Below are 14437 nucleotides of genomic sequence, written 5' to 3' on the forward strand. Positions count from 1 at the left end.
TGAATATATTTACTCATGTTTAAGATCATACCTCGGAGGTATTCGATATGAAAATGCTCGGTAAATGTGCAGGTTTTGTGCTTGCTGCGGCTTTGGCGCTTTTTGCGTCGGGCTGTTCCAAAAGCGAAAGCGATACGATTAACATAGGCGGTATCTTTCCGCTGTCGGGCGACGTCGCCGTATACGGTGTCGAATGCAAAAAAGGCATCGACCTTGCGATCGGTGAAATCAACGAAGCAGGCGGCGTAAACGGTAAAAAAATCGTTCTTATCGGAGAAGACGATGAAGGCAAACCCGACAAGAGCGTCAACGCGTTCAAAAAGTTGACGACAAAAGACAAAGTGAAATTCGTCATCGGCTCGCTGACGTCAGGCTGCGTACAGGCGGTGACGACGCTCGCACAGGCTGGCCGCGTCATTCAAATCGCACCGGCGGCTACGGCTCCGGCGATCACCGATGCGGGCGATTATATTTTCCGCGCGTGTTTTATCGATCCTTTTCAGGGAACGGTCGGCGGAAAATTCGCAACGGAAACGCTCGGTGCAAAACGCGCCGCCGTTTTGTATGACATTCAAAACGATTATTCCGTCGGGCTCGAAGAAAATTTCGTCAAAGCGTTTGAGGCCGGCGGCGGAACGGTCGTCGCGCGAGAATCGTATTCGACCGGCGATAAGGATTTCAACGCGCAGCTTACGAAAATCAAAAACGCGTCACCCGATGTCGTCTATATTCCCGATTACTACGGTACGGTCGCGCTCATCGCGCGCCAGCTCCGCATGCAGGGCATAACGACGCCGATCGTCGGCGGGGACGGATGGGACGGACTGTCCGGAAACGCAGGCGACGAAGTGCTCAACGGATTTTATTCGAATCACTATGCAGTTGATTCGACGATCCCTGCAGTGCAGAAATTCGTTTCGTCCTTTAAGGCAAAATACAATTCCGCGCCCAATGCGTTTGCGGCTCTCGGCTATGATTGTGTGTATATGCTTCGCGACGCGATCGTAAAAGCCGGAAACCTCGACGTTGCTTCCGTCCGCTCGGCTCTTGAGCAGACGGACGGCGATTACGTTACGGGGCACTTGACTTTCGATGCTCGGCACAATCCCGTCAAATCCGCGGTCATGCTCGAACTCGTGCGCGGAAGCGATGGGAAATTGACGAGCGTGTATAAGACGACGGTCAATCCCTGATTCTTTTTTTGTACGGCAAGAGGCGCCCCTTCCTTTGCGAAGCCGGCGCCTTTTTATTTTCCTTTCGTTTCGGATAGCAACTAAATGGCGAGTTTTGAAAGCAAATAAAATTGTGCGGAGGCGAGGTTCCGGCAGCGTGCCGTTTCGAGCGTTATGCTTACGGAAATCTACCCTAAAAGCTCGACCGCGGCTAAGCTGACGGGTTCTCGCTGAAAGCATATCTTTTATTTAGATAATACTTTCAAAACTCGATATTCAGGATATAATTATTAATGCAGGCAACCGTCCCGGAAATGTGTGCATATAAAAATAGTGTACAGACAGACAAAAAGGCGGAACGCGAGGCAGCAGCAGTGCCGCCGAACCGCTCTGACCGATGGCAAGCAATATTTTTGTTAAAAAAGATTGCGCAGTCCGATTCCGATTACGGTCAGCCGCGGTGAACGGCAGGGCTGCTGCCGGGAGAGCAGCCGATTTTTACATTGCACTCTATCTTTTAAAAGGCATAGTTTCCGGGACGGTTGCCATGAATTATTAATGAGCGTTTTATTGAATAATCGGCGCGGATATGGTACTGTAAAACTTACCGTTTAATAAAGGAAATGAAAAAGGTTTAGGAATCGAATATGAATAACGGTTTACTGTTTTTACAGCAGCTCATCAACGGGCTTTCGCTCGGCAGTATCTATGCTCTCATCGCGCTCGGCTATACGATGGTCTACGGTATTGTAAAACTTATTAATTTTGCTCATGGAGACGTCGTCATGATGGGAGCGTACGCGGGCTACTTCGTGCTTGTCGCGCTCGGATCTGCGCCTTCGGTCGCGGCAAGCGTCACTCCCGTAAGCCTCGTGCTCGCATTCGCCGCGGCTATGGTCGTTTGCGCGCTGCTTTCGATCGTCATCGAACGCTTTGCCTACCGACCGCTCCGCTCGGCTCCGCGCCTCAATTCGCTCATCACGGCGATCGCGGTCGAACTCATTTTGCAAAATACGATGCGCGTGCTGCCCTTTGTCGGGCCCGATCCTCGTCAGTTTCCGACGATTGCGGTAAAAAACTTTTTATTCGGTCCTCTTGCCGTATCGAATATCCAGTGTATCGTCATCGCATCGAGCGCGTTTTTGATGATCGTTTTAAATTATATCGTAAACAGGACGAAGACGGGCAAAGCGATGCAGGCCGTTTCGTTCGATATGCAGGCCGCTTCTCTGATGGGGATCAGCGTCAACCGCATCATCGCGGTCACTTTCGTTATCGGCTCGATCCTCGCGGGTGCGGGCGGCGTTTTGTATGCGACCGCCTATCCGCAAGTCGATCCGATGATGGGGTATATGCCCGGTCTCAAAGCCTTTATCGCGGCTGTTCTCGGCGGCATCGGTTCGATCCCCGGCGCGATGTTCGGCGGCATCCTGCTCGGCATCGCGGAAACGCTCACGAAGGGCTTTCTTTCTTCGCAGTACGCGGATGCGATTTCGTTTTCGATTTTAATAATCGTCCTTTTGGTAAAGCCGTCGGGCATATTCGGAAAGAGCCGCACGGTAAAAGTGTGATGCGCCAAGCGTAGGAATACGGCTTTCGCATCGCATAGGAGTTATTATTAATTATGAAAAATACACTGCTGAAAAATATGCTCGTTCCGGGTGTGTGCGCGCTGCTCGCCGTCGCGCTTCCCGCCCTTCTCATACGCTTGGAAATCATCGATGCGTATACCGCGCAGATACTCACGCTGTCGGCGGTCAACGCGATCATGGCGCTCAGCGTCAATATGATCTGCGGCATCACGGGGCAGCTGTCGCTCGGACAGGCGGGCTTTATGGCGATCGGCGCGTATGCGACGATTTTGCTTTCGACGAACGCGCACGTACCGCTGCCCCTTTCGATTCTTGCCGCCGGCATCATTACTTCTTTTTTCGGATTTCTCATCGGCTTTCCGACGCTCAAACTCGAAGGCGATTACCTTGCGATCGTAACGCTCGGCTTCGGCGAAATAATCCGCGTCGTACTCGTCAATTTAAAACGATGGACGGGAGGCCCCAACGGTAAACAGTTTCCGACGGTGCTGACACTTGATCCCGCGCTCGCGTATACGGTCATCGTCGGAACTCTCGTCGCCCTCATTATTCTGCTTCAGAACTTTATACGCTCGACTTACGGACGTGCAATCCTCGCCGTACGCGAAGACGAAATTGCCGCAAACGCTGCGGGCATCGATGTGTTTAAATATAAGATGCTCGGTTTCGTCATCGCCTCTTTTGTCGCGGGTATCGGCGGAGCGCTCTACGCGCCTTTTATCGGATTCGTAAAACCCGACCAGGCGTCGTTTACGAAGAGCATCGATTATCTCATCTTCGTCGTGCTCGGCGGTATGGGGTCGACGACCGGAAGCGTACTCGCGGCCTTTGTGCTCACTTATGTGCAGGAGTTTTTGCGTTTTTTGCAAAATTACCGCCTGCTCATTTATCCTGTCATCCTCATTATCGTGATGATATTCCGCCCGCAGGGACTTATGGGTATGAAAGAATTTTCGTTTGTCCGCACCTTTGATAAAATCGCTTCGGCGCTCACACGCGGCAAAAAAACGGAGGCGCGCAATGGCTGATGAAAAAAAACTCGTGCTCGAAGCGAGCGACGTTTCGATCGTTTTCGGCGGTTTGTGTGCGGTGAGCGATTTTTCATGCGAACTGCGTGAAGGAAGGCTCTACGGTTTGATCGGTCCGAACGGCGCGGGAAAGACGACGCTGTTCAATATGATCAGCGGTATCTATACGCCGACTTCGGGGCAGCTTTCGTTTTGGGATAGAAACGGTAAAGTCCGCATTATCAACAAGATGAAGCCTGCGGGGCTCAACGCGATCGGCATTGCGCGCACCTTTCAAAACATCAGGCTTTTCGGAAATCTTTCGGTGTCCGACAACGTGCGCATTGCGCTCCATTCGTCGCGCACGGTTTCCCCTCTCGACGTACTGCTGCGTACTCCGAAGTTCCGCCGTGACGAAAGAATGATGAGCGAACGGGCGATGCATCTTTTGCAGCTGTTTAAAATCGACGGCAAAAAAGACTCACTCGCGCGTAATCTGCCGTACGGCGAACAGCGCAAACTTGAAATCGCACGCGCCCTTGCATCGAAGCCGAAACTCCTTTTGCTCGACGAACCTGCTGCCGGAATGAATCCGCAGGAAACGGCGGAACTCATGCGTATGATCGATTTTATCAGAAAGGAATTCGATTTGACGATTTTGCTCATCGAACACGATATGAAGCTCGTCATGGGAATCTGCGAACACATCATGGTGCTCGATTACGGCCGCGTTATCGCGGAAGGAAAACCGGAAGAGATTCGGACGAATCCGCAGGTTATCAAAGCCTATCTCGGACGGGACGCGTTGTAAACGAGAATCGATTTTTATTAATTTTTATATGGGGGTACGATGGGTACGCTGCTCGAAGTTAAAAATCTCACCGTCTCATACGGCGCGATCAAAGCGCTGCACGATATTTCGTTTTCGGTCGAAGACAAAGAAGTCATCACGCTGATCGGATCGAACGGCGCGGGTAAGACGACGACTCTGCACGCCGTTTCGAATATTTTGAAAAAGGATGCGGGAAGCGTTTTTTTCGACGGAGAAGACATCACCGATTGCGCGCCCGACAAAATCGTCGAGCGCCGTTTGATTCAGGTGCCGGAAGGCCGGCGTATTTTTCAAAACCTTTCGGTACGCGAAAATCTCGAACTCGGCGCCTATTTGCGGCGTGACAAGGCGGAAATCCGGCGTGATACGGAAAAAGTGTTCGAGCTTTTTCCGCGTTTAAAAGAACGCTTAAAGCAAAATGCGGGAACACTTTCCGGAGGAGAGCAGCAGATGCTCGCGATGGGCCGCGCTCTCATGGCTTCTCCGAAACTGCTTTTGCTCGACGAACCTTCTATGGGGCTTGCGCCTATCCTCGTCGACGAAATTTTTTCGATCATTAAAAAAATCAGCGCGGAGGGGACGACGATCCTGCTTGTCGAGCAAAATGCGTATAAAGCGCTTTCCGTTGCCGACCGCGCGTACATCCTTGAAACGGGTGCAATATCGAAGAGCGGAAAGGCTTCCGACCTCGCTGCCGATCCTGCAGTAAAAGCGGCTTACCTCGGCGGCTGAAATCATCACGCGCGAACGGCGGTTGCAGCGTATGTTGCGGATTTTTTTGCGGTACCGGAGCATAGCGGCCGATAAAAAAAATCGCAGCATGGCGGTAAAATCGCGCGGAATGTGTTATAATACTAAGGAAATGCAGAACAGGGCAACCGAGTCGGAAATGTATTAGGTATGAAAATAGTGTATGCGGGTACATAAAACGCGGCGGAACGCGAGGCAGCGGAACTGCTGCCGAGCCGCTCAGACCGATGGCAAGCAATCTTTTTTATAAAAAAGATTGCGCTGTCCGATTCCGATTACGGTCTGCCGCGGCGAACGGCAGGGCTGCTGCCGGGAGTGCAGCCGCTTTTTACATTACACGCTATTTTTTAGATGACATAGTTTCCGGCTCGGTTGCCTTGGGGTGCAGGAGGATTTGTATGATTGTAAAGGATGTGATGACGCGAAACCCGGTGTACGTTTCTCCGGAAACGACGCTCACGGAAGCCAAAGCGCTTATGACGAAAAAGACCATCAGCAAGCTGCCCGTCATCGATAAAAACGACAGACTCGCCGGCATCATCACAAAAAACGATTTGGCAAAAGCCGGTCCGTCCGATGCGACGACGCTCGATATGTATGAAATCGGCTACTTGCTTTCGAAGCTCACCGTCGAAAAAGTCATGACGAAAAAAGTCGTAACGGTTTCCGAAAACGAAATCGTCGAAGAAGCGGCGCGCATCATGGTCGACAATCAAATCGGATGTCTTCCCGTTATGAAAGACGATATCCTCATCGGCATCGTGACGGAAAGCGATCTCTTTCACCTGTTTACGAATATGTTCGGCGCCCGCCACGAAGGTGTGCGCGTGACGATAAGCAGCGCCGACAAGCCCGGTCAGCTCGCAAAGATCGCCGAAAAGATCGCGGCGCTCAACGGCAATATCGTTTCCGTCGTCACCGACGAATTGAAAGAGCCCGGCGTGCGGCGTCTCACGGTAAAAGCGACCGATATAACGCTCGAATCGATGCAGTCGATACTTTCGGACTGCGGCGTTTCCGTAGAAGATATCCGCGTCGTGTGACGGAGTACGCAAAGATTTGCCTTTGCGGCGGACTGTCAGTATTTTATAAAAGATGAAAGCACAGGCGAAAACGCTTATCGACAGATTTCTCAGAACCTACCGCGAAGTTTTTTCCGATAAGGATTTTGCGCGCATCCTCGGCAAAATGGGTATGCGCGTGACTCGTACGATATGCGAAGATTACCTCGCTTCAAGCGATTGCGTTTTTGCGCTGGATGACGGGCTGTACATCACGAGGGCGGGTGCGTTTTCGAACCGCTTTTTCAGCTTTAAGCCGACACGCTACGAAGTCGAGCACAAGTGTTTTGCCGCAGGTGCGAGGTGTATGCCCTTTGTCGATCCGGAAATGCTTCCGTCTTCGTTCACTTTTACGTACAAAGGCGAAGTACTCCCGCCTAAGATTGTGACTTTTGCAAGCCCCGATGCCGCCGATCTTTTTGCTCTCTACGGTGCGGAATTCGCTTCTCAATATATCGCCGCCGATCCCGCAAACGAGGGCTTGGATTTGGCCGCCCATGATTTTGAGCTGCCGTCCGAAGTGCATCTTACGGTCAATTCCCTTGAGCCGCTCGTCAAATACTGCGGCTTCAAATACGGCGACCGTATTTTGTGCCGCGTCGTCGATTGGGATTACGGCCGCATCGAAGTCGTGCCGGTAAAGCGTGATGAAAATCCGATGCGTATGCAAGCCGACGATCTCGAACGGCAAAATTGGTATGCGAGGCTCGAATCCGATTTTCTCGAAAGTTTCGCAGTCGCGGGTCCCTGCGCATCGATCGAAGAGCAGCTCGCCTGCATTTTTTTCGACGACGGCAAAGCGCTGTGTACGGCGCACTGCGGTTCGGTCGAAGAGTTCCTCCTGCAAAGCCGTAAAGTCGCATACGAGCCTTTCGGAGTTGAAACGCGCTTGTGGAAAGCCGGCGAAGAAGTTCCCGCCGTCGGCACGTGGAATAATTTTTTGAATATCGACACGGATTCCGATGATCCGATATTCGAAGATCTGGCCGCTCCGGATTTTGTTTTCGACGCGTATATCGAAGATCAGCTTTTCGAAAAAAAATACGATCCCGATCTCGTCCTTGAACGGATTTTGCCCGACGGCGTTCACTTAAAACCGGAAGAGCGGAAAATTCTTTTATTGCATATCGATTCGTGCCACGCTATAATAAAAAAGGATTACAACTGGTTTGCCGATTTTCATATCGGGCCGTTGCGTCGTCGCGCGCTTGCACTGTACCGGAAAGCGAGCCGGCTCGTGCTGGAAATCGATCGATCCGCGGTAAACCTTGAGCGCTATCCGCAGCAGGAGCTCGTCATCCTGTCGCAGATATATAACCACGTTTTGCGCATGTTGGAGATGATCGAACGCGAGCCTACCGCTGCAGCTGAAGACGTCGATGAGATCGCGGCATCGCTCGACGGCATGGAATGTAATTTTGAAGATATCAGCGGCGAACTTACCGATGCCGTCAAATCGGAAAGCGGCAGCGGGTTTGTCGTTGTAAAATGATAATTAAGTCGAATGACGAGTTTCGAAAGTATTTCTAAACAAAGCGATGCTTTCGGCGAGAACCCGTCCGCTTAGCCGCGGTCGAGCTTTTAGGGGGCAGGCTTCCGTAAGCCTGACGCTCGAAATGGCACACAGCCGGAACCTCTCCGTAAGCATAATTTTATTTTTTTGAAACTGTCATTCGGTTGATGAGCAAAATGGACGGAAAATTTCGAGTTCTAGCAAACTCGAAATTGAACAGATTATTAATTATTATTGATAGGAGCGATTATGGACGAAAAAGCAATTAAAGCGATTGCAGCGAGCGTGCGCGGCCTTTCGATGGATGCCATTCAAAAGGCGAATTCGGGGCATCCGGGTATTCCGCTCGGAGCTGCGGAATTGGCGGCCGTTCTCTACGGCGACATATTAAAACACAATCCCGCCGACTCGAAATGGGCAGACCGCGACCGTTTTTTGATTTCCGCGGGACACGGCTCTATGTGGCTGTATGCGATCTTGCACCTTGCCGGCTACAAAGTGACGCTCGACGACATAAAGAGTTTCCGCCAAGTAGGTTCGAAATGTCCGGGTCACCCCGAATACGGCGCGACGGACGGTGTTGAAAACACGAGCGGCCCGCTCGGACAGGGTGTGGCGATGGCGGTGGGCTCGGCAATCGCGGAAACGATGCTTGCCGCGCGATTCAATACGGCTTCTCGTAAAATCGTTGATCACTATACGTATTCGCTCGTCGGCGAAGGCTGCCTCCAGGAAGGCGTCGCCTCCGAAGCGTCGAGTCTTGCGGGGCACTTGAAGCTCGGAAAGCTCATCGTATTCTACGACGAAAATAAAATCAGCATAGACGGTTCGACCGATATCGCGTTTACCGACGATATTGCAAAGCGCTACGAAGCGTACGGTTGGCAGGTTTTGAAAGGTTCGATGTACGAACCTGAAAAGATTATTAAATTGACTGAAGAAGCGAAACAATGCACCGACAAACCGACGCTCATCATGCTTACGTCGGTCATCGGAAAATACGCGCCGAAGCAGGGCACGCCCGACGTACACGGCGCTCCCCTCGGAGAAGCAGGCGTAAAGGCTGCGAAGGAAGCGATCGGTTTGCCTTCCGACAAAGACTTTTACGTGCTCCCCGAAGCGTACGATTATTTTGCCGCAAAAAAAGCGGCTTATGCGGAGCGCGAAGCGGAATGGAAAAAAGAATTCGAAGCGTGGTCTGAAGAAAATCCCGAACTTCGAAAAGAGTGGGACGCTTTCCATACCGACTCTCCCACGAACGACGTTCCCGACGTTTCATTCAAAGTCGGAGATTCCCTTGCAACGCGCGATGCGAGCGGCAAAGCGATCGTCATGATCGCAAAGCGTTACGGGAATTTCGTCGGCGGTTCGGCGGATTTGACAGGGCCGAATAAAACGAAGATCGACGATTTGGACGGCGTCTATTCGGCCGAAAATCGAAAAGGGCGCATGATCGAATTCGGCATCCGCGAGTTTGCGATGTCGGCGATCAGCGCAGGTATCAGTCTGCACGGAGGTCTTCGCCCGTTCTGTGCGACCTTCCTCGTGTTCAGCGATTACCTCCGTCCGTCGCTGCGCGTCGCATCTCTTATGAAGCAGCCAGTCATATACGTTTTTACGCACGATTCTATTTACGTCGGTGAAGATGGACCGACTCACCAGCCGGTCGAAACGCTCGCTTCTCTCCGTGCGATCCCCGGCGTACAAGTGCTCCGTCCGGGTGATGCCGAAGAGACGGTCGAAGTGTGGAAGATGGCCTACGAAAGCAAAGATCATCCGGTTTGCCTTGCGCTGACGCGGCAAAAACTTGCCGTATACGAAAAAGCCGACAAAGACTGGAAAAAGACGATCCGCACGGGCGCCTACGTCGTGCAGGAAGGAAGCGCCTCTCCGGATATTACCGTTCTTGCATCGGGCTCCGAAGTGAATACGGCGCTTGAAGCGGCGAAGCTCGTTCCCGAAAAAAAGATCCGCATCGTATCGGTTATCGATTTGAAGCGATTTTCCGAAGCGGACGATGCGGCGCGAAGCAAAATCATCGGAAATGCAAAGCGCATCGTCGCCGCGGAAGCGGGTATCGGTACGGAGTGGTTCCGCTTCGTAAAAGATCGCAGCGATATCTTCAGTATCGAAACCTTCGGCGAATCGGGGCCGGCGGAAAAAGTTGCGGAGCATTTGCACTTTACCGCTTCCGATCTCGCAAAGGTGCTGAAGCGCTGAGCGCCGCATCGCAGGTGAAAGCGCCGCTTCTTACGCTGAAAGCGCAAAGTAAAAATTGTGCGGCGGTAATGAATGCAAACTTCGATTTGATTAATAAAAATTATTAAACCGCAGGGGCTTTTCTCTGCGGTTTTTTTCTTTCAAACGGCTTGCTTCCGGAGTGCGGCGGTATCGGGTGATGTGTTCGATATTCGGTCGGTACCGTTTCGGACGGCGCATATCGGAAGAACCCGCCTTCCGCACTTCGCTCACGCTCATCCGCGCTCGTGCGCGGACGCTTCGCGGTGCTCCACGCGGGCGTAGGCACATTTTGCAGCGCGCGGAATTTTCGAAGACACAAGCGATTTCGCAGCGGAAATGCGCGACGCCCGATTTTTTCGAATGGATCGCCGCTCCTCCCAAATCTTCCGACGAGATATCCATAAACATAACCGATTTGACGACTTTCGGTCCGGTGATAAAAAGTTCGCTTATCTTATCGATTGCAAAGATAAAATCGGTGATGCCCGGCGAATACACGGCGCCTCCCGCACAGGGACCGGCGACGATCGAAATCTGCGGCACCGAACCGGCTGCGCGGACGTTCTGGTAAAAGAGGTCTCCGTAGCCGCCCAGCGCGTCGACGCCTTCCTGAATACGCGCTCCGCCGGAATCGTTTATACCGATAACGAGGTACCGCGCTTCGATCGCTTTATCGATGAGTTCAGCGATTTTTTTGCCGTGCATGAGACCGAGAGAGCCGCCCTGCACCGTAAAATCCTGCGCGTATACCGCGACCGTCCTTCCGTTTATCTTTCCGAATCCGGTGATGACGCCGTCATAGGGCAGATTCTTCGTTTCCATGCCGAAGCTCGTGCAGTTGTGGCGTACACCCGAATAGATTTCCATAAATGAATTTTCATAGCACAGAGCGCGAATACGTTCGATTGCGTGGAGTTTTCCTTATTTCATGCTGTTTTTCGACATTGTATTCCATAAGATATTCCTCGTTCCAAAATAATGTAAGCGTATATTTTATGATACTCCATCATTTCCGCGCTGTCATATGACAAAAATCAATTTGTCAAAAATCAATTTTATGTCGAAGTCGTACCGGACGTGTTCGGGACGACCGATCACTACTTTAGGTAAAGAGGCGAAGTTTCGTACGTCGCGATCGGATACAGTGAAATAGAATGTTCCGGGAATTTTTATGTACAGAATTTAAATTGCAATTTTCAAACAATCAATTTTTACTGTTTATATTAAGTAAGGAAATTTTATAACATAGAGATCTCTGTGCAATAGATAAATAAAAACTTGACAGCTCAATAATGAGGTCTTATAATTTTCTTGTTAAGAAGATATATCCTTTTTAATTTAATAGTGTAATAGGAGGAATCTAATGAAAAGAGTAATAGTATTATTAGCGGCTGTAATTTTAATGATAAGTTCGATCGCTGTTGCTATGGGTACGCAAGATACTATAAATGGTACCAAAACAATTGCACTTTCTATTGCACACGATAATCATCCGGGTGATCCTCTTACGGAAGCTTGTAATTATTGGGCTACAATTTTAAAAGAACGTTCAAATGGAACAATGATACTGACATGTTATCCCTCAGGACAATTAGGGTCAAAAAATGATTTGATTGACCAGATGCTTGCAGGAGATCCTATTATGGTCGTCGTTAATGGACCTTTTGCTGCCGATAGAGGAGTTAATGACATCGGTATAATTCAAGCACCATATTTATTTGAGAATTGGGAACAGCTTGATAAACTTATGGCAAGTAGTTGGGGGCAGGAACAAAAGAGAAGGATGGCCAATATAGGTCTGCAAGTTATTGCCGATAATTGGCGATATGGAGTGCGACATACATTAACGACGAAAAAGGTTGTACATCCGTCGGATTTAAAAGGGATGAAAATCCGTACGCAAGGTAGTACAATTCATATTGAAGGTTTTCGTTGTCTTGGAGCGACACCGACACCAATGACTTTATCAGAAGTTTATACTTCACTTCAACAAGGTGTCGTCAATGGTCTTGAAAATCCACTTTCTGTTTTATATAGCGGAAAATTTCAAGAGGTTGCAAAGTATTTAGCTCTTGATGCTCATATCTACGATTTATCATTTGTTTGTATAAGCAGCAATGTATTCGAAAAACTTACTCCTACGCAGCAAAAATTGCTTATTGAAACAGGATTGGAAGCAGGTACAAAACAAAATGAGCTTGCGGTAAAAGCCGATGCGGAATGTTTGCAAAAATTAAAGAAAGAAGGAGTGACCGTTTCTGAAGTAAGTTTTAAAGAATTTCAAACAGCAGCGTCTTCTTTTTATATGAACAAAGATATTACCGGTAAATGGACTCCGGGTTTGATCGATACGGTTACAAATATTATTAATAAGTAAAGTATTGCTTTGAATTTCTTATAGAAGCATCTCCTGAAACTGTTTTTTTAGAGGTGTTTTATAATTTCGTTGGTATATTTTTTTCGAGGGTTTTATAATGAGAAAGATATGGGCGGAGTGGGATTTAAATATTGCAGCGATTGCTATGGTTTGCCTTGTTTGTCTCACTATTATCGGAGTCGTATTCCGTTATATCCTTAATAATCCGATTACATGGTTGGAAGAACTACAGGTCGTTTTAATCGTCTGGGCGTGCTTTCTCGGTGCCAGTGCCGCGTTTCGTGCCGGTAAACATATGTGTATGGAATTTATATATGAAAAAGTCAGTCAGAGATTCAGATTGATTTTAGATATATTTATTCTTGCCGTTACCGTTTTTACTTTAGCACTGTTTGGATATCAATCGATTAGAATGATTTTGTCATATACAATGCATAATCGAGTGTCAAGTAATTTGCATATTCCCAGCTTTGCTAATTATTGTATCATTCCAATTTGCTGTATTACTATGATTATCAATGATGTCCGATCTTACATTGAGAAATATAGCAAAGATAGAACGGAATTTACTAATAAACAAACGATGGAGGAAACATAATGATTCCGCCTCAGGCTATCATCATTCTAATGCTCCTGTTGATGTTCTTAAAAATACCTGTATTTATTTCTGTGCTTTTTGCTGCAAGTATATATTTTTTGAGCCATAGTGTTCCAAACCTCTTGTTAGTGCAACGTTTTGTTGCCGGTATTGAAAGTATCCCTCTGCTTGCTATTCCGTTTTTTGTCGGAATGGGCGTATTTATGAATCGTTCCGGTATTACCCGCAGAATTATGGCTTTTGCAAGCGTATGTGTTGGGCATATGGCAGGAGGACTTGCGCAAGTTAATATTCTTGTTTCTACGCTAATGGGTGGTATTTCAGGATCCAATTTAGCTGATGCAGCGATGGAAGCGAAAATGCTTGTTCCTGAAATGCGTAAAAACGGTTATTCAAATGAATTTTCAAGTGTCGTGACAGCGTTTTCTTCATTAATTACTCCGCTTATTCCTCCCGGAATCGGTATGATTATGTATGCTTCGGTTACTGGGGTTTCTGTCGGAAAATTGTTTGTCGGAGGACTTACGATCGGCTTTGTATTATGTGTAATGGAAATGGTGCTTACCGTGGTTATTTCAAAACAAAGGGGGTATAAGTCCATTCGTACCAGCTGGGTTACCGGCAAAGAATTTTTTCATGCATTACAAGGCGCGATTATTCCGTTACTAATGCCTATTATTATCATAGGGGGAGTACGCATCGGCGCATTCACGGCATCGGAAGCAGGGGCTGTCGGTATTTTTATTGCGATTATATTAGGTTTCGCTTATAAAGAAATGACATTTGAGAATCTAAAAGAAGGATTTAAAGAAACGGTCATTTCAAGTGCAACAATTCTCTGTATTATCGGTGCTGCAAATGCACTTTCATGGACGCTCACAAAGGAACAAGTGCCGCAGCATTTGACACAATGGATTGTCGGTCTTGTATCAAATAAATACATATTTTTATTTTTAATAAATATATTTTTACTAATATTAGGTATGCTTATTGAAGGTAATGCAATTACAATTGTTGTTGCACCGTTACTCTTTCCTCTTGCCAATACTTTCGGTATCGACCCGATTCATTTTGCGATGATTTTTATTTATAATTTGGCAATAGGTGCATTATCTCCCCCAATGGGTACGGTTATGTATGTTACCTGCGGTGTAACAGGCTGTAAAATTGCCGATTTTATTAAAGAATCTATTATATGGTTCATTGTATTGCTTGCATTGATGTTTGTTATTACCTATGTTCCGATAATATCTACATTTTTTGTCAATTTAATTTATTAGGAAATTCATATGCC

General features: G+C 48.4%; 12 protein-coding genes. 11 read left to right on the forward strand and 1 reads right to left on the reverse strand.

Annotated features, from left to right (window positions below):
- Nucleotides 1-47: 47 nt before the first annotated feature.
- The 8 genes from JSQ97_RS01490 to tkt all read left to right on the forward strand — a co-directional run bounded on the left by JSQ97_RS01490 (nucleotide 48) and on the right by tkt (nucleotide 10147).
- Complete coding sequence (locus tag JSQ97_RS01490) at nucleotides 48-1193, forward strand: ABC transporter substrate-binding protein (RefSeq protein ID WP_205074423.1); 1146 nt, start codon at nucleotides 48-50, stop codon at nucleotides 1191-1193.
- Between the two features lie 626 nt (nucleotides 1194-1819).
- Nucleotides 1820-2743, forward strand: coding sequence for a branched-chain amino acid ABC transporter permease (locus JSQ97_RS01495; RefSeq protein ID WP_205074424.1), 924 nt, complete (start codon nucleotides 1820-1822; stop codon nucleotides 2741-2743).
- A gap of 53 nt (nucleotides 2744-2796) precedes the next feature.
- Complete coding sequence (locus JSQ97_RS01500; RefSeq protein WP_205074425.1) at nucleotides 2797-3792, forward strand: branched-chain amino acid ABC transporter permease; 996 nt, start codon at nucleotides 2797-2799, stop codon at nucleotides 3790-3792.
- Nucleotides 3785-4582, forward strand: coding sequence for an ABC transporter ATP-binding protein (locus JSQ97_RS01505; protein ID WP_205074426.1), 798 nt, complete (start codon nucleotides 3785-3787; stop codon nucleotides 4580-4582). Before JSQ97_RS01500 ends, JSQ97_RS01505 begins: the two co-directional genes overlap by 8 nt.
- A gap of 48 nt (nucleotides 4583-4630) precedes the next feature.
- Complete coding sequence (locus tag JSQ97_RS01510; RefSeq protein WP_205074480.1) at nucleotides 4631-5335, forward strand: ABC transporter ATP-binding protein; 705 nt, start codon at nucleotides 4631-4633, stop codon at nucleotides 5333-5335.
- A 416-nt stretch (nucleotides 5336-5751) separates the two neighbouring features.
- On the forward strand, nucleotides 5752-6396 hold the full coding sequence (locus JSQ97_RS01515) for a CBS domain-containing protein (RefSeq protein ID WP_205074427.1): 645 nt from the start codon (nucleotides 5752-5754) through the stop codon (nucleotides 6394-6396).
- A 52-nt stretch (nucleotides 6397-6448) separates the two neighbouring features.
- On the forward strand, nucleotides 6449-7906 hold the full coding sequence (locus JSQ97_RS01520; RefSeq protein WP_205074428.1) for a hypothetical protein: 1458 nt from the start codon (nucleotides 6449-6451) through the stop codon (nucleotides 7904-7906).
- Between the two features lie 270 nt (nucleotides 7907-8176).
- Nucleotides 8177-10147, forward strand: coding sequence for a transketolase (tkt, locus tag JSQ97_RS01525; RefSeq protein ID WP_205074429.1), 1971 nt, complete (start codon nucleotides 8177-8179; stop codon nucleotides 10145-10147).
- A 90-nt stretch (nucleotides 10148-10237) separates the two neighbouring features.
- Here the strand turns inward: tkt and JSQ97_RS01530 are convergent, their stop codons facing one another.
- Entirely contained in the window at nucleotides 10238-11035 is a 798-nt protein-coding gene (locus JSQ97_RS01530) for a carboxyl transferase domain-containing protein (protein WP_239446857.1), read from the reverse strand.
- Nucleotides 11036-11531: 496 nt separating this feature from the next.
- Between JSQ97_RS01530 and JSQ97_RS01535 the strand changes: the two genes are divergently transcribed.
- The 3 genes from JSQ97_RS01535 (at nucleotide 11532) to JSQ97_RS01545 (ending at nucleotide 14423) form a co-directional block, all read left to right on the forward strand.
- Nucleotides 11532-12545 carry a C4-dicarboxylate TRAP transporter substrate-binding protein gene (locus tag JSQ97_RS01535; protein ID WP_205074430.1) on the forward strand — a complete coding sequence of 338 codons (1014 nt, stop codon included), beginning with the start codon at nucleotides 11532-11534 and terminating at the stop codon, nucleotides 12543-12545.
- A 97-nt stretch (nucleotides 12546-12642) separates the two neighbouring features.
- Complete coding sequence (locus JSQ97_RS01540; protein WP_205074431.1) at nucleotides 12643-13143, forward strand: TRAP transporter small permease; 501 nt, start codon at nucleotides 12643-12645, stop codon at nucleotides 13141-13143.
- Nucleotides 13143-14423, forward strand: a complete 1281-nt coding sequence (locus JSQ97_RS01545; RefSeq protein WP_205074432.1) for a TRAP transporter large permease — start codon at nucleotides 13143-13145, stop codon at nucleotides 14421-14423. Before JSQ97_RS01540 ends, JSQ97_RS01545 begins: the two co-directional genes overlap by 1 nt.
- Nucleotides 14424-14437 lie beyond the last annotated feature (14 nt).

Source organism: Treponema sp. Marseille-Q4523 (genome assembly GCF_016901105.1).
Taxonomy (GTDB): Bacteria; Spirochaetota; Spirochaetia; order Treponematales; family Treponemataceae; genus Treponema_D.